The sequence below is a fragment of the Streptomyces sp. NBC_00425 genome (genome assembly GCF_036030735.1).
GTDB lineage: Bacteria > Actinomycetota > Actinomycetes > Streptomycetales > Streptomycetaceae > Streptomyces.
This window is the reverse complement of record NZ_CP107928.1, coordinates 5,864,467-5,887,940: the sequence shown is the minus strand read 5'-3', so window position 1 is coordinate 5,887,940 and position 23,474 is coordinate 5,864,467. Positions and strand designations below refer to the sequence as shown.

Below are 23,474 nucleotides of genomic sequence, written 5' to 3'. Positions count from 1 at the left end.
CGTGCCCGACCCGATCCCGCCCGGAGATCATGCTTTCCACGCTCCGAAGAGCAGTACTCGCAAGCCTCCGACCCGGAAACCGGACCGAATAATCAACGTTCCACCCATGAGCAACCAGCATCGGACGTTCGCCGATGAACTGGCCCCTGGACAACCTTGCGGCTGCCTAGAAGTGCTCCTTAGAAAGGAGGTGATCCAGCCGCACCTTCCGGTACGGCTACCTTGTTACGACTTCGTCCCAATCGCCAGTCCCACCTTCGACAGCTCCCTCCCACAAGGGGTTGGGCCACCGGCTTCGGGTGTTACCGACTTTCGTGACGTGACGGGCGGTGTGTACAAGGCCCGGGAACGTATTCACCGCAGCAATGCTGATCTGCGATTACTAGCAACTCCGACTTCATGGGGTCGAGTTGCAGACCCCAATCCGAACTGAGACCGGCTTTTTGAGATTCGCTCCACCTCACGGTTTCGCAGCTCTTTGTACCGGCCATTGTAGCACGTGTGCAGCCCAAGACATAAGGGGCATGATGACTTGACGTCGTCCCCACCTTCCTCCGAGTTGACCCCGGCAGTCTCCTGTGAGTCCCCATCACCCCGAAGGGCATGCTGGCAACACAGAACAAGGGTTGCGCTCGTTGCGGGACTTAACCCAACATCTCACGACACGAGCTGACGACAGCCATGCACCACCTGTACACCGACCACAAGGGGGCGACCATCTCTGGCCGTTTCCGGTGTATGTCAAGCCTTGGTAAGGTTCTTCGCGTTGCGTCGAATTAAGCCACATGCTCCGCTGCTTGTGCGGGCCCCCGTCAATTCCTTTGAGTTTTAGCCTTGCGGCCGTACTCCCCAGGCGGGGAACTTAATGCGTTAGCTGCGGCACCGACGACGTGGAATGTCGCCAACACCTAGTTCCCACCGTTTACGGCGTGGACTACCAGGGTATCTAATCCTGTTCGCTCCCCACGCTTTCGCTCCTCAGCGTCAGTAATGGCCCAGAGATCCGCCTTCGCCACCGGTGTTCCTCCTGATATCTGCGCATTTCACCGCTACACCAGGAATTCCGATCTCCCCTACCACACTCTAGTCTGCCCGTATCGAATGCAGACCCGGGGTTAAGCCCCGGGCTTTCACATCCGACGTGACAGACCGCCTACGAGCTCTTTACGCCCAATAATTCCGGACAACGCTTGCGCCCTACGTATTACCGCGGCTGCTGGCACGTAGTTAGCCGGCGCTTCTTCTGCAGGTACCGTCACTTTCGCTTCTTCCCTGCTGAAAGAGGTTTACAACCCGAAGGCCGTCATCCCTCACGCGGCGTCGCTGCATCAGGCTTTCGCCCATTGTGCAATATTCCCCACTGCTGCCTCCCGTAGGAGTCTGGGCCGTGTCTCAGTCCCAGTGTGGCCGGTCGCCCTCTCAGGCCGGCTACCCGTCGTCGCCTTGGTGAGCCATTACCTCACCAACAAGCTGATAGGCCGCGGGCTCATCCTTCACCGCCGGAGCTTTCAACCCCCACCCATGCGAGTGGAAGTGATATCCGGTATTAGACCCCGTTTCCAGGGCTTGTCCCAGAGTGAAGGGCAGATTGCCCACGTGTTACTCACCCGTTCGCCACTAATCCCCACCGAAGTGGTTCATCGTTCGACTTGCATGTGTTAAGCACGCCGCCAGCGTTCGTCCTGAGCCAGGATCAAACTCTCCGTGAATGTTTTCCCGTGATCGGGATCGCACACACGAGAGCGGAACGTCGAGCGGAATAAGCCCGGCGTTCACAACGTCCTCGCTGTGTTTGTTTCAAAGGAACCTCATCCTCGGCTATCACTGCCGGGGACGGGGTATCAACATATCTGGCGTTGATTTTTGGCACGCTGTTGAGTTCTCAAGGAACGGACGCTTCCTTCGTACTCACCCTCTCGGGCTTTCCTCCGGGCAGTTTCCCTTCGGTCTTGCGTTTCCGACTCTATCAGACCGTTTCCCGATCCGATTTCCTCGGTGCTTTCCAGGTTTCCCGCTTATCTCGCGGTTTCCCTTTCCGGCGGTTCCGACTTTATCAGAAGTTTCAGGACGGTCTGACCGGCCATTCGATTTCCGACTTGTCGAGAAGCCTCTGTGGAATCAGAGATTCACGAGGCTGACAGATACTAACCCTTGCCGACCGGACTCTGTCCAGTTCCAGGCAACTGTTCGAATCTACCTCCTCGCGCCCTCCGTGTCAACGGTGTTTGCGAGGCGAAGAGGAGACTAGCAGTTCATCGGGGGCGGTTGCACATCAGGCGGCTGTCGGCACTGTCGCGCTGCGCTCGGCCGCCTCGACGTCGCCCATGTCGCCGGCCCGGGCGGCCCTGCCGCCGAGCACGTAGACATAGGCCAGGAAGGCCAGTTCGGCTGCGATGCCGATGGCGATGCGGGCCCAGGTGGGCAGGCCGGACGGGGTGACGAAGCCTTCGATGGCACCGGAGACGAACAGGACCAGGGCGAGGCCTATCGCCATGCCGACCGCGGCGCGGCCTTCTTCGGCGAGGGCGGTGCGCCGGGTGCGCGGACCGGGGTCGATGACGGTCCAGCCCAGCCGGAGCCCGGTGCCGGCCGCCACGAAGACCGCCGTCAGCTCGAGGAGACCGTGCGGGAGGACGAGACCGAGGAAGGTGTCGAGACGGCCCGCCGAGGACATCAGGCCGGCTCCGATGCCGAGGTTGAGCATGTTCTGGAAGAGGATCCAGAGGACCGGCAGGCCGAGGAAGACCCCGAGGACCAGACACAGGGCGGCGGCCTGGGCGTTGTTCGTCCACACCTGTGCGGCGAACGCCGCGGCCTGGTGGCTCGAGTAGTACGTCTCGTAGAGGCCGCCCGGCCGGGTGAGGTCGCGCAGTTCGTCCGGGGCGGCTATGGAGGCCTGTACTTCCGGATGGGTGCCGATCCACCAGCCGAGGAGGGCCGCGACGGCGGTGGAGAGCAGTGCGGTGGGGATCCACCAGTGGCGTGACCTGTAGACCGCGGCGGGGAAACCCTGGGTGAGGAAGCGCGTCACATCGCGCCACGAGGCCCGGCGGGTGCCCGTCACCGTGCTGCGCGCGCGTGCCACGAGCTGGGTGAGCCGTCCGGTGAGCTGAGGGTCGGGGGCGCTGGACTGGATGAGGGAGAGGTGGGTGGCGGTGCGCTGGTACAGGGTGACGAGTTCGTCGGTCTCGGCGCCGGTGAGGGTGCGTCGGCGGCGCAGGAGGGCGTCGAGGCGGTCCCATTCGGCTCGGTGGGCGGAGACGAAGACGTCGAGGTCCATCGGTGTGCCTGCTCCTCGGCTGTTCGTCGGCGGCCGGCGGTGGGATGTCAGCTTGTCGTACTGCGGCGCGAAGTGCCTTCAGCTTGGCAGACTGGCGGTTCTCGGGGTGGGCCAGGGAAGGGATGTCGGGCGTGAGTGAGCTGGTGACGGGTGAGGCGGTGGCGTTGGAGCTGCGGCCTGCCAGGCTGCCCAGCCGGGGGTTGGCCACGTTGCTGGACCTCGTGGTGGCGTTCACGGCCTATGTCGTCGTGAGCGTCGTGGTGGTGGTGACGACGGCGTCGCTGGACGACGCGGCGCAGATCGCGCTGTCGATCGCCACGTTCCTGCTGGTGCTGGTGGGTGGGCCGATAGCGGTGGAGACCCTCAGTCATGGGCGGTCGCTCGGGAAGATGGCCTGCGGTCTGCGGGTGGTGCGGGACGACGGTGGGCCGATCCGGTTCCGGCACGCGCTGGTGCGGGGTGCGATCGGGGTGGTGGAGATTCTGCTGACGCTCGGGGTGGTGGCCTGTATCGCCTCGCTCGTGTCGGCACGGGGGCGGCGGCTCGGTGACGTCTTCGCCGGGACGTTGGTGGTGCGGGAGCGGGTGCCGGCGGCGCGGTCCGGATTCGTGCCGCCGCCTCCGCCCTGGCTGGCGGGTCGGTTCCAGGGTCTCGACCTGTCCGCGGTGCCGGACGGGCTGTGGCTGGCGGTCCGGCAGTACCTGGGGCGGATGGGCCAGCTGGATCCGCAGGTCGGCTGGGCGATGGCGGTGCGGCTGGCCGGTGAGCTCGCGGCGTGTACGGGGGTTCCGGTTCCGCAGGGGGTGCCGCCGGCCGCGTATCTGGCGGCGGTCGTGCAGGAGCGGCAGGTCCGGGAGGCGCGACGGGCGTTCGGGGGCGGTCCGGTGGCGGTGCCGGTGGTGGGTGCGGGCGGCGCGGCGATGGCGTACGGTCCGCCGGCTGCTGCGTATGTCCCGCCGGTCGTGGCGGGCGGGGGCGCGCCGGAGGAGCCGGCTGTCGACCGGTCCTCGGGGCCGGGCACGGGGTTCGCGCCGCCGGCGTAGGTCGGGGCGCGGGTCAGTCGAAGGCCGAGGGTGGCGTTTCGAGGTCTTCGAGCTCGATGCCGGGGGCGGCGAGGACGACGTCGCCGGCGAGGTGCACGGTGTGCTGTTCGCCGGTGTCCAGGGCGGTGACCTGGTATTCGTCCACGGTCAGGGGGCCGTTGTCAGTGGCGTGTGCTTCGCTTTTCAGCAGGGACCAGGACTGGTCCACGGTGCGTGGGGCGAGGACCGGGTCGGTGAAGGCGACGAGGCGTACGCGGGTGGCCGAGGAGGAGGGGGTGAGGCGCAGGAGTCGGCTGGTCGCGACGAGGAAGGCGGGGGAGGTGCCGGTGAAGGCGTGGGCGGGGACGTTGCCTTCCGTGGCCTGGGCTCCGGTGGGGTCGGTGCGGACCCAGGTGACGCCGTCCAGGGCGGCGCCGCGTACCTGCCAGCTGCGGGCGTGGAGTTCGAGGCGGAGGGGGCGGCCGAGGTCGTCGAGGGTGAGGTCGACGGAGCCGGTGTGATCGCCGGTGGGGGTGGTCAGCTGTGACACGTAGCGCCAGCCGGAGGGGCCGGGGGCGCACTGGAAGTGCTCGTGTGCGAGGGGGGTGTGGTCGTGCGGGTCGTACAGCGAATACCGGCCGCGGGGCATGGGGGTCCTGGGGTGTGACGGGGTGGTCGGGGCGCCGCGGCGGTCCGGTCCGGGTGGCGTAGGGGCAGGCCCCCGACACGGGGGTGCGGGGGCCTGTCTCTGTGCTGCTGCGGATCGGGGCTACGGGCTCAGTAGCGGTAGTGGTCCGACTTGTAGGGGCCGTCGACCTCGACGCCGATGTACGCGGCCTGCTCGGGTCGGAGCGTGGTCAGCTTGACGCCGAGCGAGTCGAGGTGGAGGCGGGCGACCTTCTCGTCGAGGTGCTTGGGCAGCACGTAGACGTCGGTCGGGTACTCCTCGGGCTTGGTGAACAGCTCGATCTGGGCCAGGGTCTGGTCCGCGAACGAGTTGGACATCACGAAGGAGGGGTGGCCGGTGGCGTTGCCCAGGTTCAGCAGGCGGCCCTCGGACAGCACGATGAGGACCTTGCCGTCCGGGAACTTCCACGTGTGGACCTGCGGCTTGACCTCGTCCTTGACGATGCCCGGGATCTGCGCCAGGCCGGCCATGTCGATCTCGTTGTCGAAGTGGCCGATGTTGCCCACGATGGCCTGGTGCTTCATCTTGGCCATGTCGGCGGCCATGATGATGTCCTTGTTGCCGGTCGTGGTGATGAAGATGTCGGCCGTCTCGACGACCTCGTCGAGCGTGGTGACCTGGTAGCCGTCCATCGCCGCCTGGAGCGCGCAGATCGGGTCGATCTCCGTGATGATCACTCGGGCGCCCTGGCCGCGCAGGGACTCGGCGCAGCCCTTGCCGACGTCGCCGTAGCCGCAGACGACGGCGGTCTTGCCGCCGATCAGGACGTCGGTGGCGCGGTTGATGCCGTCGATCAGGGAGTGGCGGCAGCCGTACTTGTTGTCGAACTTCGACTTGGTGACGGCGTCGTTGACGTTGATCGCCGGGAACAGCAGGGTGCCGTCCCGGTGCATCTCGTAGAGGCGGTGGACGCCGGTCGTGGTCTCCTCGGTCACGCCGCGGATCTCCGAGGCGAGCTGGGTCCACTTCTGCGAACCGTCGGAGATGGTGCGGTTGAGGAGTTCGAGGATGACGCGGTGTTCGTCGTTCTCGGCGGTGTCGACCGAGGGGACCTTGCCGGCCTTCTCGTACTCGACGCCCTTGTGGACCAGGAGGGTGGCGTCACCGCCGTCGTCGAGGATCATGTTCGGGCCGCCGGTGGGGCTGTTCGGCCAGGTCAGCGCCTGCTCCGTGCACCACCAGTACTCCTCCAGGGTCTCGCCCTTCCAGGCGAAGACCGGGACGCCCTGCGGGTTCTCGGGGGTGCCGTTCGGGCCGACCGCGATGGCGGCGGCCGCGTGGTCCTGGGTGGAGAAGATGTTGCAGGACACCCAGCGGACCTCGGCGCCGAGCGCGACCAGGGTCTCGATGAGCACGGCGGTCTGCACGGTCATGTGCAGCGAGCCCATGATCCGGGCGCCGGCCAGCGGCTGGGTGGCGGCGAATTCCTTGCGGATCGACATCAGGCCGGGCATCTCGTGCTCGGCCAGGGTGATCTCCTTGCGGCCGAAGGCGGCCAGGGAGAGGTCGGCGACCTTGAAGTCCTGTCGGTTTTCGACGGTCGTCATGGTGTGCTGCTCCTCGGGGGTCGGGGCGAGGTCTGGGTACGGCTGGTCTGCGCGGCGGCGGACACAGGGGTGCCCGAAGGAGGACACAGGCATGCCCGCGTGCGCGCAGCGCAGTCCGTCGGAGGCCCTCTCTCCCTCGGACGGTCCGCTGGGGACCGCCCGACCGCCATCAGCAGCGACGTCTGGCTCCGTTCCAAGCTACACCGCGGGCGCGGGGCTGCCCCAGTCCGTGTGGGGTCGGATGGCGTGGGATCGGGCTGGATCCGGCCGGATCCAGCCCGTTGGGGTCGGGGGAAGGGGGCAGAACGGCGACAGGACCCTCCGGTGGTTGCCGGGGGTCCTGTCGGGTGGTGTCGGGGACGGTCAGTGTTCGGCGGTGGGGCGGCTGGGGCCGCCGGGGGTGGCCTCGGGGTCGGGGCCCTTGGCGGCTTCCGTCTCGCTGTAGATGTCCGGCTCGAGGTAGATGACGCGGGCGATGGGGACGGCGGCGCGGATGCGGGCCTCGGCGGCGTTGATGGCGGTGGCTACCTGGGAGGCCGTGTCGTCGTGCTCGACGGCGATCTTGGCGGCGACCAGGAGCTCCTCGGGGCCGAGGTGGAGGGTGCGCATGTGGATGACGCGGGTGACGGTGTCGCCGTCCACGATCGCGGCCTCGATCTTCTGGACGTCTTCCAGGCCTGCGGACTCGCCGAGCAGCAGGGACTTGGTCTCGGCGGCGAGGACGAGGGCGATGAGGACGAGGAGGACGCCGATGCAGACGGTGCCGATGCCGTCCCAGATGCCGTCGCCGGTGAGGAGGGCGAGGCCGACGCCGCAGAGGGCGAGGACGAGGCCGATCAGCGCGCCGAAGTCCTCGAGGAGGACGACGGGGAGTTCGGGGGCCTTGGCGCGGCGGATGAACTGTGACCAGGAGAGCTTGCCGCGGTGTTCGTTGGACTCCTTGATGGCGGTGCGGAAGGAGAAGCCCTCGGCGATGATCGCGAAGACGAGGACGCCGACGGGCCAGTACCAGCGCTCGATCTCGTGCGGGTGCTGGATCTTCTCGTAGCCCTCGTAGATGGCGAACATGCCGCCGACGGAGAAGAGGACGATGGAGACGAGGAAGGCGTAGATGTAGCGCTCGCGGCCGTAGCCGAAGGGGTGTTGCGGGGTGGCTTCGCGCTGGGCCTTCTTGCCGCCGATGAGGAGCAGGGCCTGGTTGCCGGAGTCGGCGAGCGAGTGCACGCCTTCGGCGAGCATCGACGACGAGCCGCTGAACGCGAACGCCACGAACTTCGATGCTGCGATCGCGAGGTTGGCGCCGAGTGCCGCCACGATCGCCCTGGTGCCGCCTGACGCGCTCATGTGTTCGCGTTGTCCCTTCGCCTTCGTGCGTACGCCGTGCTGGGCGCGGCCCGTTGCGGCTTTGCCCGTCCTTTGCCGGGGGGCCATTGTTGCAGCCCCGTCCGACGGTGCTGCGTCAGGTCGTCGCGAGCGGGGTCATGCGACGACTGTGGCCCGGAAGACCGTACCCGCCCCGCTCACTTCGGCCTTGTGCCCCGCGGGGACGAAGACAGACGTGCCCGGTGTCAGTGCGTGCTCGCCCGCGCGGATGCCGCCTGCGGTGCACAGCAGGATCTGCGGGGTGGGGAGGGTGAGGTCGTGGGCGGGGCCGCCGGTGGCGAGGACGTAGCGGGAGAGCCGGAACTCGTCGGTGGGGGTGTCGTAGACCTCTTCGCCGTCCGGGGCCGCCTCGGGGCGCAGGACGGCGGGGTCGCCGGGCTCGAAGCGGACGATGCGCAGGAGTTCGGGGACGTCGACGTGTTTGGGGGTGAGTCCGCAGCGCAGGACGTTGTCGGAGTTGGCCATGATCTCGACGCCGAGCCCGTTGAGGTAGGCGTGCGGGATGCCGGCGCCGAGGAAGAGGGCCTCGCCGGGCTGGAGCCGGACGTGGTTGAGGAGCATGGCGGCGATGACGCCGGGGTCGCCGGGGTGGTGGTGGGCGATGCCGGCGTAGGGGGTGTACGCGCCGCCGAGGCGGTCGCAGGCGGTGGCCGCGGCGGCGACGGTGTGCGCCGTCTCGTCGGGGTCGGCGGTGAGGATCGCCGTCAGCACCTCGCGCAGGGCGGCTTCTTCGGGCTGTGCGTGCAGCAGGTCGACGTACGGCTTGAGGGAGTCGACGCCGAGGCCGTCGAGGAGGTCGGCGGCGTGTGCCGGGTCACGGAAGCCGCAGAGGCCGTCGAACTCGGTGAGGGCGCAGATGAGTTCGGGCTTGTGGTTGGCGTCCTTGTAGTTGCGGTGCGGGGCGTCGACGGGGATGCCGCGGCGCTCCTCGTCCTCGTAGCCCTCTTTGGCCTGGGTCAGGTCGGGGTGGACCTGGAGGGAGAGGGGGGCGCCGGCGGCGAGGAGCTTGAGGAGGAAGGGGAGTCGGGGGCCGAACCTGGCGACGGTCCGTTCGCCGAGTTCGCGCCGCGGGTCGGCGTCGATCACGTCGACGAGGGTGCCCCGGTCGGTGCGGGAGGGCGCGCCGGGGTGGGCGCCCATCCACATCTCGGCCTGCGGTTCGCCGGTGGGCTCGACGCCGAGCAGGTGCGGGATCGCGGTGGGGGAACCCCAGGCGTAGGGGCGGACGGTGTTGTCGAGGCGGTCCATGTGGTCTCTCTCCGGCTGCCCGTCCGTCGTCGGTGGGTCGGTTGTCGGTCGGCTGTCGTTCGGTCGTCGGTCATGCGGGGGGGGGGCGTGCCGGCGTCGGGCGTGGGTGGTCGGCCGTGGACGGACGCGGACGGCCGTTCCGTGGCCTTGACGCCGGCTCGTCAGGCTCCGGAGGCGAGCGCCAGGTAGACGGCGGCGAAGTCCGTGGTGGCGATGAGTTCGGCGAGGGTGACGAGTTCGCCGCCTTCCTCGGGTTCGAGTTCGCTGATCGGCGTGTCGTGGCTGAGGGCCAGTTCGCGGGCGGACGGGGCGGCGGTCAGGCCGCCGATCGGACGGTCCCGCAGCAGCACCACGCGCGCGTGCAGGGCGGGCGGTTCCTCGACGCGGTCGCGGAAGAAGTCGTCCGGGTCGGCGCTGGCGGCGAGCGGGCCTGCCAGCAGCGCGTTGTGCTCGGCGAGGGCCTCGGGGAGTTCGGCGACGAGGGCGGGGCGGCCGGCGAGTTCGGCGAGGGCGGCGGCGAAGCGGCGGCCCGCGGGGCCGGCCGAGGTCCCTTCGGTCCAGATCACCGGGAGTGTGTCGGCGAGTTCGGCGGCCAGGGTCTTCGCCGGGTTGCTGTAGGTGGCGACGGCGGGTCCGCAGCGTTCGGCGACCTGGTCGAGCCGGTCGGCGACCTTGTCGAGCTCCTCGGGCGGGGCGGAGATCAGGGCGATGCGGTCGAGGAGGGCGAGGAGCGGGGTGAGCAGGGCCCACAGGACGCCGGGCGCGGAGGCAGCCACGGGGGGTTGTTCGTCCTGCTCGTAGGGGGCGGTCGCCAGGGGGACGAACAGGCTGTGCGCGGCGACGGCCGCTTCGCTGAGCGGCGAGTGGGCGGGGGCCACGGCGGCGACGGTGCAGCCCCTGCGGTAGGCCTGCTCGACGAGGAGGGAGAGGCCGGGTTCGCTGCCGTCCGGGGTGGCGATGAGGAGGAGGTCCACGGAGCCGGCCCAGCCGGGGAGTTCCCAGCGCAGGGCGCCCGCGGCGGGGGCCACTCCGGTGGGCGCCAGCCGGATGACGGGGCACGCGGCGCCGGCGAGGGTGCCGAGGAGGTCGGCCACGCAGACCGCGGCGGCGCCGGGTCCTGCGATGAGGATGGCGCGGGGGCGGCCGTCCGGTGCCAGGTCGTTCACGCCGGCCTCGGCCGCGTGCCGGACGGCGGTGCGGACGCGGGCGCCGGCTTCGGCGGCGCCGCGTAGCAGGGCTCTGCGGTCGGCCTCGGTGAGGGCATCCGGCGTGTCGAGAAGCGAGTCGTCGAGCATGGCGGCAGTCTCCGATCGCCTGGAGCGTCGTCGTTTCGGGGCCGGGGGTGCGGGGGCGGCGGACGCGGTGCGCCCGAGGGCGCGGGTCGCCGGGGGCGCGGGTCGCCGGGTGTGGGCGCGCCGGGCCGGTTATGCGGGGCGGCGGGCCTCGTCGACGAGGAGGACGGGGATGTCGTCCCGCACCGGATAGGCCAGGCCGCAGTCCTGCGCCGTGCAGATCAGCTCGGTGTCCTGCTCCTTGAGAGGGGCGTGGCAGGCGGGGCAGGCGAGGATCTCCAGGAGGCCGGCTTCGAGCGGCATGGGGTGTCCTTTCGAGGGTGCGGGCGGGTGTGGTCCGGGGTGCGGACGCGCCTGGTCAGCGTACCGCTGGTGAGGGTGGGGCCGTGGGGGTCCGGCGCGGCGGGCGGGACGGGCCGGGGAGGTGCCGGTGGGGCGGGCGGAGCGGACCGCTCGGGACCGGTCTCGGGCTGGGGCTCAGGCTCGGATGATGCGCAGGGCCTCGTCCCGGATCCTGGTCATCGTCTGTTCGTCGCGGGCCTCCGCGTTGAGGCGGAGGAGGGGCTCGGTGTTGGAGGGGCGGACGTTGAACCACCAGTCGGCGGAGGAGACCGTCAGACCGTCGAGCTCGTCCAGGGTGACGTCTTCGCGGGGGCCGTATGCCGCCTTGATCGCGGCGATGCGGCCCGCCTGGTCGGCGACCGTCGAGTTGATCTCCCCGGAGCCGCTGTAGCGGTCGTACTCCGCGACGAGGGAGGAGAGGGGGCCGTCCTGGCCGCCGAGGGCCGCGAGGACGTGGAGGGCGGCCAGCATGCCGGTGTCGGCGTTCCAGAAGTCCTTGAAGTAGTAGTGGGCGGAGTGCTCGCCGCCGAAGATCGCGCCGGAGCGTGCCATCTCGGCCTTGATGAAGGAGTGGCCGACGCGGGTGCGGACGGGGGTGCCGCCGTTCTCCTTCACCGTCTCCGGGACGGACCAGGAGGTGATCAGGTTGTGGATGACGGTGCCCGTTCCGCCGTTGCGCGCCAGTTCGCGTACGGCCACCAGGGCCGTGACGGCGGACGGGGAGACCGGTTCGCCTCGCTCGTCGACGACGAAGCAGCGGTCGGCGTCGCCGTCGAAGGCGAGGCCCAGGTCGGCGCCCTCTTCGCGGACCCGCTTCTGGAGGTCCACGAGGTTCGCCGGGTCCAGCGGGTTGGCCTCGTGGTTGGGGAAGGTGCCGTCGAGCTCGAAGTACAGGGGGACGAGGGTCAGGGGCAGGCCCTCGAAGACGGTGGGGACGGTGTGGCCGCCCATGCCGTTGCCCGCGTCGACCACGACCTTGAGGGGGCGGATTCCGGTCAGGTCGACGAGTGCGCGCAGGTGTGCCGCGTAGTCGTTCAACGTGTCGACCCGGGTGATCGTTCCCCGCGGGGCGCCGGCGTGCGGGTCGGCCGTCGTGCCGGGTCGCGGTGCCGCCGGGGTTGCCGTTCGTGGTGCACCGGAGTCCGTGCCGGCGTCCGCGCCCGGGTCCGCGGCGTCGTCCGTCCAGCGCTCCACGAGTGCGCGGATCTCGGTCAGGCCGGTGTCCTGGCCGACCGGGGCCGCGCCCGCGCGGCACAGCTTGATGCCGTTGTACCGGGCCGGGTTGTGCGAGGCCGTGAACATCGCGCCGGGCAGGTCCAGCGCGCCCGAGGCGTAGTACAGCTGGTCCGTGGAGCACAGGCCGATCTGCGTGACGTCCACGCCGCGGGCGGCAGCGCCGCGGGAGAAGGCGTCGGTGAGGCCGGGTGAGGAAGGGCGCATGTCGTGGCCGACGACGATCGCCCGGGCGCCGGTCACCTGGGCGAAGGCCGCGCCGAACAGTTCGGCGAGGGACTCGTCCCATTGGTCGGGGACCAGCCCGCGTACGTCGTACGCCTTGACGATCTGCGACAGATCAGCAGCCACGGCCAACCTTCCTGAAGTCCTGTGGGTCACCACAAACTACCCGGGCCGGTTCGGCGTGCGGCGGCGGGCCGCCGAGTGGGACGTGGTGGTGTCCGGTCCGGTGCCGGACGGTTCAGAAAGCGGTTGCCGGTCTTTTCAGCGGCCGCACGGCGGGGTGCGCGCAGACGGCGCGTGCGGGAGGTGTGCCGGCCGGCGAGGGGGAGGGAGGGTGCGGCTGCTCAGTTGTCCGGTGAGCGCAGGACCCGCAGGTGGCCGCGGCGTGCGACCTCCATCGGGTCCGCCGAGCGTCTTCCGCCGCCGGCTCCGGCCGCGCGCTCCTGCGGGCGGGCCGCCTCGCGTACCGCGTTGGCAAGCGCTTCCAGATCGTCTCCGCTGGGGCGGGCGGGGGCCGAGCTGTCGAGGAGCCGGACCACCTCCCAGCCGCGCGGGGCCGTGAGGCGCTCGGAGTGCTCGGCGCACAGGTCGTAGCAGTGGGGCTCGGCGTAGGTGGCGAGCGGGCCGAGGACCGCGGTCGAGTCGGCGTAGACGTACGTCAGCGTCGCGACGGCGGGTCGGCCGCAGGCGGTGCGCGAACAGCGACGTACAGGGCTCACGATGTTGGACGGTACCGCACTCTTGAGCGGGCTGCGACGACTCTCCACCAGGTCACTCCACCGTGTCGGGTTGTGAAACGCCCCACGCGCAGGTTCAGTCATACCCCGCTGACCTGCGTGAACACCAGTCGTTGAGGGCGGGAACCTGCCGGCTCGCGGTCATCACTCGGCACAAACGGCATCAATTGCCATGAGCTCACCGGTCTCGGAGGGATACGGATTCGAGCCCAACGTTGGCTGGAATGGTCATCCCGCGACAGGACGCGCGCGTGGGGCGACGACGGGCCGCGACGGCGGCGACGGCGGGGAGCCGTGCGGGGGCGGGGCGCAGGGTCACCGCGGGGACTACGCTTCAGTAGTGATGGAGAGCCCCGTACCGCCCCCTGCCGCCGGCCCAGGTCCCCGTCGTCGCGATCGCCACGGGCGGGGGATGCGAGGTCCTGTCGCGCCGCCCCAGGTGCCGCTGGCCGCCAGCCGCGCCGACGTGTTCGCCGATCTCGTGCAGGACTCCGTGGACCGGCTGGAACGGCGATGGCCGCAGCTCACCGACATCGACTTCATGGTCCTGGAGGTGCCGCGCCTGGACGCGGCGTCGGAGCCGTGGAACGACGAGGCGGTCCCGCTGGGCGGCACGATCCCCGCGCGCGAGGGTCGACGGGCACGGGTCGTCGTCTACCGGCGGCCGGTCGAGATCCGCACCAAGGGGCGCGACGAACGGGCCGCCCTGGTGCACGAGGTCGTCGTGGAGCAGGTCGCCGAACTGCTGGGGCTGACGCCCGAGACGGTCGATCCGCGCTACGGCGAGGACTGAGCGCCGCACGGTCCGACGTCCCCCTCCCGGGGGACGGAGCCACCCTTTCGGGTCACCTCTGCAGCACCGCGATGTCCTCGTCGACCTGCGGCACCGCGACCGTTCCCCGGTCGTCCGGCAGGGTCTGGATCGTGAAGCCCGAGACGCCTTCCTGAGTGACCGTCAGGGTGCGGGCGGCGTAGACCGGGGTGGCCGTGAGGGGTTCGACGGTCAGCGCGAACGTGCCCTTGAGCCCGGCGGGGACGGGGGGTCGGACCTCCAGCGTGGTGCCCGCCTTGACCGTGTAGGTCTGAGAGACGGATGTGCCGCCGCCGCTGCCCGCGGACGCCGTGACCCTGACCTTTGCCGCGCCCTTGGGGGCGGTCAGGGAGAGGGCGGCGGTCTTGGCCGCGTTGTCGGCCGCCGACGCGCGCGCGCCGACCGGCCCGGCTGCCGGGATGAACGCCGACTCCTGCTTGTCGCCCTTGCCGCGCAGCACCCGTACGGCGGCGACCACGGGCGTCGCATGGTCCGTCGGGGTCAGGATCAGGGAGCCGGCCTCCCCGCGCGTGACGTCGCCGAGGTCGACGGAGGTCGTCATGCCCGCCTTGACGTGCAGCGTCTCGTGTCCCGCCGGGGTGATCAGGCCTGAGGTGGAGGCCAGTTGGACTTTGAGGTCGGCGTCCGCGTCGCCGGGCGCGTAGGCGACGAGGCGGACGGCGGTGGCGTCCTTGGGGATGCCGGGGATGACCTGGGTGGCGGCCGGTTCGGCGGAGGAGGCGAGCCAGTCGCCGCCGAGCTTCGCGTCCAGGGCCTGGACGGCTGCCCCGAGGCGGCCGCTGCGGACGTTGACGTGGACGGTGAGGTCCTCCTGCTTCTCGGGCGTGAGCGTGGAGAGCAGGATCGGCTCGCTGGAGTGCGGGGGAACGGTGATGTCCTCCCCCACCGTGCTCGCCAGGGCGCCGCCCTTGCCGTAGAGCTCGACGTCGACGACGGCGGCGGAGTCGTCCGGATTGGTGAGGTGGACGTAGTCCGTGCGGTCGGCGGACGTGCTCGCGCCCGGGAACCAGAACTCGGTGTCGGGCGCGGTGCAGGTGAGGCCCTGCAGGCCGCGACCGCTGCCGGCGACGATCTCCGTGGTCTCCTGGACCGTCCAGCCGGGGGCGAACTTCCCCTCGGCGGTGCCCAGGAGCGCGGGAGCGTCGCCGCCGGTGGTGACGCCGACGGCCGGGGTGCCGGGCGTCTTGGGGGCGACGACGGGCTTCGCGGCCTTCTTCTTGCCGCTCGCCTTGTCCCCCGTTCCACCGCTCGTCTTGTCGCCCGGTTTACCGCTCTTCTTGTCTCCTGCCTTGTCCCCCGTCTTGCCGCTCGCCGTGTCCGTCGGAGCGGCCGCGTCGCCCGCCGCGGCCGTGAGTTCGGCCGTGCCGGTGGCGGCGGTCCCCTTGGTGACGGGTGTGAAGGACGTGTACGACGTCTCGGCGAGGTCCGAGGTGCTGGGCGAGGGGCAGAGCAGGCTCGTGCGCTCCACCGGGAGTTCGGCGGCCGCCCTGGCGGTGTCCTGGCCGGCGGGCTCGGGCTGGTTGAGCGTGGCGAACCCGGTGACGGCGGCGAGGGCGGCCGTGCCGGCGATCAGGGACAGGGTGGTGCGGTTCACTGCTGGCTCCCGTCGGGGCGCTCGTTGCCGGTGCCGTGGGGGTGCTGGGCCGGGTCGTAGGCGGGGTCGTAGCCGCCCTGGCCGTAGGCCGACGGGTCATAGGCCGACGACGGGTCGTAGGCGGACGGGTCGTAGGCCTGCTGCGGCTGGTTCGGGTCGTACGGCGCCTGCTGGGCCTGGCCGTCGTAGGCGTACGGCTCGTACTGGCCGGCCTGGTAGGGGTCGTAGGACTGCTGCTGCTGGTCGTAGCCGCCCGCCGGGTACTGCTGGGCGTCGGGGTACTGGCCGGCCGGGTAGCCGCCGTACTCGGCGCCCGCGTAGGCCGGCTGCTCCGGCCCGCTCCAGTCCCCGTAGGACTGCTGCTGGGGGACCGCGGCCGGGGGCTGCGCCTCCTGCGCGGGCACCGGGAACTCGCCGTCCTGGCCGGGCTCTTCGGCCTCCGCCTCGGCCTGGGCGCGCAGGCGTCGGGCGCGGCGGCCCTCGCCCTCGACGGCCTGGGCGGGGACGGGATCCTCCTCGGGGAGGTCGTCGTCGACGTCGCGGCGGCGGCCGGGGAGGGCCAGGACGACCAGGACGACGGAGAGGAGGCCCTGGGCCCACAGCCAGACGGTGTGGGTGAGCGGGTCGTCGTAGGTGACGCTCAGCGTGCCGCCGGAGGCGGGCAGTTCGAAGCCCTGGGCCCAGCCGTCGACGGTGGTGGGCGTGAGGGGCTTGCCGTCGAGGGTGGCCGTCCAGCCGTCGGCGGCGGCGTCGGCCAGCCGCAGGACGCGGCTTGCGGCGCCGGCGGGCAGCGTGGTGTGGATGTCGACGGGGCCTGCGGCGACCGGGACCGGCGTGCCCTTGCCGGACGCGGCGACGACGGCCGCGCGGGAGACCTCCTGGTCGACCCGCCACAGCGCGCTGCCGTCCTGCTGGCTGAGCCGCTTCAGGCCGGGCGTTGCGTCCAGGACGCGGGCGACCTCGCGGGGAGCTCCCTTGTGGACGAGGACGTAGCCCACGGCGAACTTGCCGAGCTGGTCGCTCTGGTCGGCGCCGGAGCCGGCGACGAGGTTGGCGACGACCTTGTCGAGCTGGGCGTTCTCGCCGTCGGCCGCGGCGAGTTCGGCGTCGCCGAGGCGCGCGCCGGAGCCGCGGACCAGCATGTAGCCGACGTGTGCGGCGGAGTCGCTGTCGAGGACGAGGGTGCGGGCCTGGTCGCGGCCGCCGGCCTCTTCGGCGACGAACGCGGGCACCTGGACGGGGTCGCGGCGCTCCAGGGGGCCGTCGGCGCCGCCGATCATCCAGCCGGCGGCGACGAGCAGCGGACCCGCGGCCGAGGCGAAGGCGATGAGGACGGCCACCGGCTGGCGCCAGCCGAAGCTCTGTTCGGCGACACGCGTGCGTGCTCCCTCGGCGCCGATGACGGCGGCGGCGAGGAGGGCGATGCCGTAGACGAGGGTGGCGGGGCCGGCCCAGGTGGAGTTGTTGGACAGGACGGCGAAGACGAGGCCCACCAGGGCGACCGCCCAGGCCGCCCAGACGCCGAAGTGGCGTTCGGAGCGCAGCAGGGCGGCCAGCGCGGCCAGCACGATGCCGATCAGCATGAGGCCCTCGACGGTGCCGGGGCCGCCGGGACTCGCGCCGAGCAGGTCGAGCGCGGTGGCGGCCGACGGGCCGAAGTCGAGGCCGGCCTGGGTGAAGAAGCCGAACGGCAGCAGCGAAAGCGACCAGGGCGCGAGGATCAGCAGGGGCGTGCCGAGCTGGGCCAGGAAGCGCAGGCCGTGGGCGGTGATGTCGCCGCGGCGCAGGACGAGGACCGCGAGGCCGAGGACCAGGGCGATGGGCCAGACGATCGGCGTGAACGCGGTGGCGACGGTCAGGAGCAGCGCGTAGGCCCAGGTGGCGCGCCAGCTGCCGCGGCCGCCGGAGCGCTGCGTCAGGCCGCCGGCGGCGGCGCCCGCGCGGGCGATGAGCGGCAGCAGGACGGCCAGGACGGCGGTGCCGACGCGGCCGCCGGCGAGGGCGCCGGTGGCGGCGGGCAGGAAGGCGTAGACGACGGCCGCCCACGCGCGCAGCAGACGCGACTCGACGAGCGGCCGGGAGGCGAAGTAGGCGCTCACGCCGGCCAGGGGAACGGAGCAGACGAGCAGCACGGTGAGGGCGAGGCCGGTCGAGCCGAGGAGCAGGGTGGCCAGCGTGGCGATGATCGCGAGGTAGGGCGGGGCGGACGCGGTGCCGCCGGCGCCCACCGTGTGCCAGGCGTCGGTGTAGCGCGCCCACAGGTCGGAGGCGTCGGGCGGGGCGGGCAGCAGGGCGCCGCCGGCGAGCGCGCCGCCGCCGAGGAGGTTGCGGCAGGCGACGAGGGAGACGAAGAGCAGGATGACGAAGAGGACCGGGCCGGGCTTGCGGGCGATGCGCTTGAGGCGGGCGAACTGCTCGATCTCCAGGAACTCGGCGTCGTCGCCGCCGGGGCCCGACTCGACGGCGCCGCCGTGCCGGCCCGCTCCGGCGACGGCGTCGGGGTCCGAGGAGCCGAAGAGGTCGCCGGCGACCTGTTCGATGGTGGCCCGCACGGTCGCGCCGGGCGGCGGGAACAGGGGGCGCAGTTCGTCCTTGTCGACGGTCGCGCGGCCGCGCCTGCGGCGTCCGGCGATGATCCGCTCGGGCCGCAGCAGGGTGCTCAGCAGGCCGCGGATCTCGTCGACGGCCTGTCCGGGGACCTTGCCGACGAGGTAGGCGACGGTGCGCAGCAGGGTGCCGAGGACGAGGCGTACCAGGACCCAGGGCAGCAGGGCCGTGCGGCTGTTGACGAGGAGGGTGTAGGCGGCGCCGGCCTTGTCGACCTTGTGCGGGGAGGCGCTGGTGCGGCCCGCGCAGTCGACGGTGCGGCGTTCGCGGGAGGCGGCCTCGGCGTGCCGCACGACGGCCTCGGGGGCGATGAGGACGCGGTGGCCTGCGGCCTGGGCGCGCCAGCACAGGTCGACGTCGTCCCGCATGAGGGGGAGGCGGCGGTCGAAGCCGCCGAGCTGTTCGAAGACGTCGCGGCGGATCAGCATGCCGGCGGTGGACACGGACAGCACGGACCGGACGTGGTCGTGCTGGCCCTGGTCCTGTTCGCGGCGGTCGAGGCCGGTCCAGCGGCGGCCGGAGTGGGCGATGGTGACGCCCACCTCGAGCAGCTGGCGGCGGTCGTACCAGCCACGGAGCTTGGGTCCGACGACGGCCACGTCGTCACGGCCGAGTTCGAGTTCGTTCTCCACGACGCGCAGCAGTTCGGCGAGCGCGTCGGGTTCGGGGGCGCTGTCGTCGTGCAGCAGCCAGAGCCACTGGACGGGCTCTCCGTGCGGGAGTTCCGGCAGGTCGTAGGCGTCGTCGCGCCAGGTGCGCGTGACGGGGTCCCAGCCGCTGGGGCGCTTGAGGTAGGGCAGTTCCTCGGGGGTGAGGACGGGGGCCGTGCGGTGGGCCTCCTCGACGGCCTGGCCGAACCCGGTGCGCCGGGCGAGGTGCAGGACGCGGTCGTCGCCGAGGGCTTCGGAGACCAGTCGCGCGGAGTCGTCCGAGCTGCCGGTGTCAGCGGCCATGACGGACTGGACGGGGCGCTCCTGGCCGAGCAGCCCGGCGAGCGCGTCGGGCAGCCAGCGGGCCCCGTCGTGGGAGACGATCACCGCGGTCACTACATGACGCGGGAACTCAGGTGTGACAGCGCCGTCATGGCGGGCTGCCGTGTGGCTGTGCACGGACATCGAGGTACGGGCCCCGGTTCGCTGGACTGCGGTGGACGCCTGCGCCGTGTGGGGGCGGCGGGGTGTCTCGGACGAGCGCCCACACTATCGGCTGGGCAGGACGACGGCCCGCCGCCTGTGGACAACCCACCTGCGACGGGCCGTTCGGACCCCTGTGCCTCGCTGCCGGCATGCCGTGCCGCCGCTCCTGCAGCCCAGCGGGCGGCGCTCAGACCGCGGCTTTCTTCAGTCGGCGGCGCTCCCGCTCGGAGAGGCCGCCCCAGATGCCGAATCTCTCGTCGTTCGCGAGGGCGTACTCGAGACATTCGGAGCGGACCTCGCAGGCGAGGCAGACCTTCTTGGCCTCGCGGGTGGAGCCGCCCTTCTCGGGGAAGAAGGACTCGGGATCGGTCTGGGCGCACAGCGCGCGCTCCTGCCAGCCGAGTTCCTCGTCCGCGTCGTCGACCAGCAGTTGCTGCACCAGCTCGGTCATGTGCGCCCCTCGCTCTGTCTTTCGCGTCCCCGTGACGTGGCCGTTACCGATTCCGGCTGAACGACACGAGTGAAATTACAAGTGTGCTGCTCCGGGCGAGTCAAGCCGAGATCTGCTATTGGGCCCCTTATTCACTCTGCGGAACCAAGGCCATGCGGTAAGTGTTCAAATCGCCATAAACCTTGACAAGCAGATGAAGCCCCGGAGGGCCGCCGGCCCTGCGCGGTGCTTGTACAGGGAAAGACGCCCAGAGGTTCGATCTCGTTGCGGCACACGCGCGGAAGCGAAGCGGATCACAGCCCGATCACGGATCGCCGTGCGGCTTGCGCGCTCGGCATGTGCGCCATGTGTCCCGGTCGGCGGGTGCACAAACCTTTCACCTCGGAGATGAACCTGATGAGGTGAACCCCGTCCCACATCCTGGGTGTCGAGTTGACAGTGAAGGTGTGAGCCGCTGTTCTAGTGGGCATGCTCGCGAACTTGGCACTCACCTCGACCGGCTCCGCCGGGTCCCACGGTGCTGCCCGCGCTCGCTGTAGCTGTTGTCGCTGTTCCAGCTGTTGAGCCCAACGCGCTCCGGCTGTACCCGTCGAGTCCACCGCGACTCGGCCGCTGCCCTTCTCCGGCCCACACCAGGGCCTCGCTGATCCACCCGTGATCCGGGCGGACGGTACGCGGCACCCCGCCGACCCCCACGCTCTTCCGCCTCTTCCTCCGAGGAACACCGCACCCCATGAACAGCGACAGCGACCTCCAGATCGCCGGCGACATCCTCGAAGTCCCGCACCTTCTCCAGGCGCCGCGCGAGCATCCCGCCACGGTGGCCGAGTTCGTCGGCCTGGCCCGCTCCCTCGCGGACGACCGCTCCCAGTGGGAGCACCTGGTCCGCTACGACGCGACGACCCGCTGGTACCACCGGCTGCGCACCGGCCCCGGCTACGAGGTGTGGCTGCTGTCCTGGGTGCCCGGTCAGGGCAGCGGACTGCACGACCACGGCCGTTCCTCCGGGGTGCTCACGGTCCTGGACGGCGTGCTGACCGAGCGCACGGAGCGCGGCAAGCGCGTGCTCGCGGCCGGCACCCAGCGCGTGTTCGCGCCCGGGTACGCGCACGAGGTCGTCAACGACGCACTCGAGCCCGCGGTGAGTCTGCACGTGTACTTCCCCGGGCTCACGGAGATGCCCATGCACAGCGAGTCGCGGAGCGGTTCCGTCGGCGCGTCCGCCGTGGCCTGCACGCCCGTCGGCGCGCAGGGGCACGCGGGCGTCGTCGGAGCGTAGGACGAGGTCCCGGCGGCCGGGCGGCCCGGTCGCGCCGACGCCGTCGGACGCCCGTCGGGACGCCTGCGCGGGCGCTTGTGGGGGCGCCTGTGGGGGCGCCCGCCGGCGGGGGCGGGAGACGGGGGCCGCTCGGGCGGGTGACCGCGATGTCCACAAGCGGCCCGTCGTCCACAACCGGGCGTCGTGCCGTCGGCGCCGCCTGCGAGACTTGCCCTCATGCGCATTGTGGTTCTGGCAGGCGGCATCGGCGGTGCCCGGTTCCTGCGCGGTCTGAAGCAGGCCGTGCCGGACGCGGACGTCACGGTCATCGGCAACACCGGCGACGACATCCATCTCTTCGGGCTGAAGGTCTGCCCGGACCTCGACACGGTGATGTACACGCTCGGCGGCGGCATCAACGAGGAGCAGGGCTGGGGGCGGTCCGACGAGACCTTCCACCTGAAGGAGGAGCTCGCGGCGTACGGCGCCGGACCGGCGTGGTTCGGGCTGGGCGACCGTGACTTCGCCACGCACATCGTGCGGACGCAGATGATCGGCGCCGGCTATCCGCTGAGCGCGGTCACCGAGGCGCTGTGCGACCGGTGGAAGCCGGGGGTACGGCTGATCCCCATGACGGACGACCGGGTCGAGACGCATGTCGCCGTCGAGGTCGACGGCGAGCGCAAGGCCGTGCACTTCCAGGAGTACTGGGTGCGGATGCGCGCGTCGGTGCCGGCGGTGGCCGTCGTGCCCGTCGGCGCCGAGCAGGCCAAGCCGGCTCCGGGGGTGCTGGAGGCGATCGCCGAGGCGGACGTCGTCCTCTTCCCGCCGTCGAACCCGGTCGTCTCGGTCGGCACGATCCTCGCCGTGCCCGGCATCCGCGAGGCGATCGCCGAGGCCGGCGTGCCGGTGGTGGGCCTCTCCCCCATCGTCGGCGACGCACCGGTGCGCGGCATGGCCGACAAGGTGCTCGCCGCGGTGGGCGTGGAGTCGACGGCCGCGGCGGTGGCCGAGCACTACGGCTCGGGGCTGCTCGACGGCTGGCTCGTCGACACGGTGGACGCGGGCGCCGTCGGTCAGGTGGAGGCCGCCGGGGTCCGCTGCCGGGCCGTCCCGCTGATGATGACCGACCTCGACGCGACCGCGCAGATGGCGCGGGAGGCGTTGCGGCTGGCGGAGGAGGTGCGGGCCGCATGAGCGGGTCCATCGAGAACGGCTACCGGGTCTGGGCCGTGGCCGGGCTGCCCGAGGTGCGGTCCGGCGACGACCTCGCCAAGCTGATCGCCTCCGCCGAGCCGCGGCTCGCCGACGGTGACGTCCTGCTCGTCACCTCGAAGATCGTGTCCAAGGCGGAGGGCCGAATCGTCCGGGCGGACGACCGGGAGGCGGCGATCGACGCCGAGACGGTCCGGGTCGTGGCCCGGCGCGGAGCGCTGCGGATCGTCGAGAACCGACAGGGCCTGGTGATGGCCGCCGCGGGCGTCGACGCCTCCAACACCCCCTCCGGGACGGTGCTGCTGCTGCCCGAGGACCCCGACGCGTCCGCGCGGGCGCTGCGGGACGGGCTGCGGGACGCGCTCGGCGTCGACGTCGGCGTCCTCGTCACCGACACCTTCGGGCGTCCCTGGCGGGCCGGGCTCACGGACGTCGCGATCGGCGCCGCCGGCGTACGGGTGTTGGACGACCTGCGCGGGGGCACGGACGCGTACGGCAATCCGCTGAGCGCGACCGTCGTCGCCACGGCGGACGAGCTGGCCGCCGCGGGGGATCTCGTGAAGGGCAAGGCGGCCGGGCTCCCCGTGGCCGTGGTGCGCGGACTCGGGCACGTCGTCGTGGCCGAGGACGACGCGGCGGGGTCCGCGGAGGCCGCAGCGGGCGCCCGGGCCATGGTGCGCGGCGCACGCGACGACATGTTCCGCCTCGGGACCTCCGAGGCGGTCCGGCTGGCCGTGACCCAGCGGCGGACGGTGCGCTCCTTCACCGACGAACCGGTCGACCCGGGAGCGGTCCGGCGGGCGGTGGCGGCGGCCGTGACCGCGCCGGCGCCGCATCACACCACGCCGTGGCGGTTCGTGCTGCTCGAGTCGCAGGCGTCGAGGATCCGGCTGCTGGACGCCATGCGGGACGCGTGGGTCGCCGATCTGCGCAGGGACGGGAAGTCCGAGGAGTCCATCGCGAAGCGGGTGCGGCGGGGCGACGTCCTGCGCCACGCGCCGTATCTCGTCGTCCCCTGTCTGGTGATGGACGGCTCGCACACCTACGGGGACGCCCGGCGGGACGCGGCCGAGCGGGAGATGTTCGTGGTGGCGGCCGGCGCCGGCGTGCAGAACTTCCTGGTCGCGCTGGCCGGCGAGCGACTCGGGTCCGCGTGGGTGTCGTCGACGATGTTCTGCCGGGACGTGGTCCGGGAGGTCCTCGAACTGCCGCAGGGCTGGGACCCGATGGGCGCGGTGGCGGTCGGACACGCGGCCGGGGAACCACGGGCGCGCGGGGAACGGGAGGTGGCCGACTTCGTCGAGGTGCGCTGACTGCTCTGTCGTCCGGCTCCTGGTTCCTTCCTCAGGCTCCTGTTCCTTCGTCCGGCTCCTGGTTCCTTCCT

General features: G+C 71.5%; 17 protein-coding genes and 1 rRNA gene. 5 read left to right on the top strand and 13 right to left on the bottom strand.

The features are described 5' to 3' along the window. Positions 1–183 precede the first annotated feature (183 nt). A 16S ribosomal RNA gene (locus OHS82_RS25750) occupies positions 184–1,709 on the bottom strand. A 563-nt stretch (positions 1,710–2,272) separates the two neighbouring features. Next, positions 2,273–3,280 carry a stage II sporulation protein M gene (locus OHS82_RS25745; RefSeq protein WP_057578473.1) on the bottom strand — a complete coding sequence of 336 codons (1,008 nt, stop codon included), beginning with the start codon at positions 3,278–3,280 and terminating at the stop codon, positions 2,273–2,275. 131 nt (positions 3,281–3,411) lie between these two features. On the opposite strand from OHS82_RS25745, the gene OHS82_RS25740 reads away from it, so the two are divergent. After that, positions 3,412–4,323 carry an RDD family protein gene (locus OHS82_RS25740; protein ID WP_328434625.1) on the top strand — a complete coding sequence of 304 codons (912 nt, stop codon included), beginning with the start codon at positions 3,412–3,414 and terminating at the stop codon, positions 4,321–4,323. Positions 4,324–4,336: 13 nt separating this feature from the next. On the opposite strand, the gene OHS82_RS25735 is transcribed toward OHS82_RS25740, so the two are convergent. From OHS82_RS25735 to OHS82_RS25700, 8 genes are all read right to left on the bottom strand, one after another. Beyond that, positions 4,337–4,951, bottom strand: a complete 615-nt coding sequence (locus OHS82_RS25735) for a hypothetical protein (RefSeq protein ID WP_328434624.1) — start codon at positions 4,949–4,951, stop codon at positions 4,337–4,339. Positions 4,952–5,079: 128 nt separating this feature from the next. Then, complete coding sequence (gene ahcY, locus OHS82_RS25730; RefSeq protein ID WP_328434623.1) at positions 5,080–6,537, bottom strand: adenosylhomocysteinase; 1,458 nt, start codon at positions 6,535–6,537, stop codon at positions 5,080–5,082. Positions 6,538–6,900: 363 nt separating this feature from the next. Beyond that, on the bottom strand, positions 6,901–7,881 hold the full coding sequence (locus OHS82_RS25725) for a cation diffusion facilitator family transporter (RefSeq protein ID WP_057578479.1): 981 nt from the start codon (positions 7,879–7,881) through the stop codon (positions 6,901–6,903). A 135-nt stretch (positions 7,882–8,016) separates the two neighbouring features. After that, entirely contained in the window at positions 8,017–9,168 is a 1,152-nt protein-coding gene (manA, locus tag OHS82_RS25720; RefSeq protein WP_057578481.1) for a mannose-6-phosphate isomerase, class I, read from the bottom strand. A 161-nt stretch (positions 9,169–9,329) separates the two neighbouring features. Beyond that, positions 9,330–10,463: an SIS domain-containing protein gene (locus OHS82_RS25715; protein ID WP_057578484.1), complete on the bottom strand. Its 1,134-nt coding sequence runs from the start codon at positions 10,461–10,463 to the stop codon at positions 9,330–9,332. A gap of 129 nt (positions 10,464–10,592) precedes the next feature. Further along, complete coding sequence (locus tag OHS82_RS25710; protein ID WP_079041239.1) at positions 10,593–10,763, bottom strand: Trm112 family protein; 171 nt, start codon at positions 10,761–10,763, stop codon at positions 10,593–10,595. Positions 10,764–10,937: 174 nt separating this feature from the next. Then, the gene (locus OHS82_RS25705; protein WP_328434622.1) at positions 10,938–12,386 is read right to left on the bottom strand and encodes a phosphomannomutase/phosphoglucomutase; all 1,449 of its coding nucleotides are present in this window, start codon (positions 12,384–12,386) and stop codon (positions 10,938–10,940) included. 218 nt (positions 12,387–12,604) lie between these two features. Then, entirely contained in the window at positions 12,605–13,027 is a 423-nt protein-coding gene (locus tag OHS82_RS25700) for a DUF3499 domain-containing protein (RefSeq protein WP_057578486.1), read from the bottom strand. 313 nt (positions 13,028–13,340) lie between these two features. On the opposite strand from OHS82_RS25700, the gene OHS82_RS25695 reads away from it, so the two are divergent. After that, complete coding sequence (locus OHS82_RS25695; RefSeq protein WP_079041240.1) at positions 13,341–13,790, top strand: metallopeptidase family protein; 450 nt, start codon at positions 13,341–13,343, stop codon at positions 13,788–13,790. A 52-nt stretch (positions 13,791–13,842) separates the two neighbouring features. Here the strand turns inward: OHS82_RS25695 and OHS82_RS25690 are convergent, their stop codons facing one another. The 3 genes from OHS82_RS25690 to OHS82_RS25680 form a co-directional block, all read right to left on the bottom strand. Further along, a complete protein-coding gene (locus OHS82_RS25690) occupies positions 13,843–15,423 on the bottom strand; it encodes a DUF5719 family protein (protein ID WP_328434621.1) in 1,581 nt (526 codons plus the stop codon). After that, on the bottom strand, positions 15,420–19,145 hold the full coding sequence (locus tag OHS82_RS25685; protein ID WP_328434620.1) for a glycosyltransferase: 3,726 nt from the start codon (positions 19,143–19,145) through the stop codon (positions 15,420–15,422). Before OHS82_RS25685 ends, OHS82_RS25690 begins: the two co-directional genes overlap by 4 nt. Positions 19,146–19,353: 208 nt before the next feature. After that, positions 19,354–19,617, bottom strand: a complete 264-nt coding sequence (locus OHS82_RS25680; protein ID WP_003975777.1) for a WhiB family transcriptional regulator — start codon at positions 19,615–19,617, stop codon at positions 19,354–19,356. A 733-nt stretch (positions 19,618–20,350) separates the two neighbouring features. Here OHS82_RS25680 and OHS82_RS25675 point away from each other — a divergent pair. The 3 genes from OHS82_RS25675 (at position 20,351) to OHS82_RS25665 (ending at position 23,403) form a co-directional block, all read left to right on the top strand. After that, a complete protein-coding gene (locus tag OHS82_RS25675; protein ID WP_328434619.1) occupies positions 20,351–20,896 on the top strand; it encodes a cysteine dioxygenase in 546 nt (181 codons plus the stop codon). 216 nt (positions 20,897–21,112) lie between these two features. After that, on the top strand, positions 21,113–22,072 hold the full coding sequence (gene cofD / locus OHS82_RS25670) for a 2-phospho-L-lactate transferase (RefSeq protein WP_057578497.1): 960 nt from the start codon (positions 21,113–21,115) through the stop codon (positions 22,070–22,072). Further along, positions 22,069–23,403: a coenzyme F420-0:L-glutamate ligase gene (locus OHS82_RS25665; protein ID WP_328434618.1), complete on the top strand. Its 1,335-nt coding sequence runs from the start codon at positions 22,069–22,071 to the stop codon at positions 23,401–23,403. Before cofD ends, OHS82_RS25665 begins: the two co-directional genes overlap by 4 nt. The last annotated feature ends 71 nt before the right edge of the window (positions 23,404–23,474 follow it).

Bases quoted from the DNA above. Each gene is read 5' to 3' on its own strand.
- OHS82_RS25735 (WP_328434624.1), bottom strand. From the start codon at position 4,951: ATGCCCCGCGGCCGGTATTCGCTGTACGACCCGCACGACCACACCCCC.
- OHS82_RS25745 (WP_057578473.1), bottom strand. From the start codon at position 3,280: ATGGACCTCGACGTCTTCGTCTCCGCCCACCGAGCCGAATGGGACCGC.
- ahcY (WP_328434623.1), bottom strand. From the start codon at position 6,537: ATGACGACCGTCGAAAACCGACAGGACTTCAAGGTCGCCGACCTCTCC.
- cofD (WP_057578497.1), top strand. From the start codon at position 21,113: ATGCGCATTGTGGTTCTGGCAGGCGGCATCGGCGGTGCCCGGTTCCTG.
- OHS82_RS25725 (WP_057578479.1), bottom strand. From the start codon at position 7,881: ATGAGCGCGTCAGGCGGCACCAGGGCGATCGTGGCGGCACTCGGCGCC.
- manA (WP_057578481.1), bottom strand. From the start codon at position 9,168: ATGGACCGCCTCGACAACACCGTCCGCCCCTACGCCTGGGGTTCCCCC.
- OHS82_RS25680 (WP_003975777.1), bottom strand. From the start codon at position 19,617: ATGACCGAGCTGGTGCAGCAACTGCTGGTCGACGACGCGGACGAGGAA.
- OHS82_RS25665 (WP_328434618.1), top strand. From the start codon at position 22,069: ATGAGCGGGTCCATCGAGAACGGCTACCGGGTCTGGGCCGTGGCCGGG.
- OHS82_RS25695 (WP_079041240.1), top strand. From the start codon at position 13,341: ATGGAGAGCCCCGTACCGCCCCCTGCCGCCGGCCCAGGTCCCCGTCGT.
- OHS82_RS25685 (WP_328434620.1), bottom strand. From the start codon at position 19,145: ATGTCCGTGCACAGCCACACGGCAGCCCGCCATGACGGCGCTGTCACA.
- OHS82_RS25675 (WP_328434619.1), top strand. From the start codon at position 20,351: ATGAACAGCGACAGCGACCTCCAGATCGCCGGCGACATCCTCGAAGTC.
- OHS82_RS25710 (WP_079041239.1), bottom strand. From the start codon at position 10,763: ATGCCGCTCGAAGCCGGCCTCCTGGAGATCCTCGCCTGCCCCGCCTGC.
- OHS82_RS25715 (WP_057578484.1), bottom strand. From the start codon at position 10,463: ATGCTCGACGACTCGCTTCTCGACACGCCGGATGCCCTCACCGAGGCC.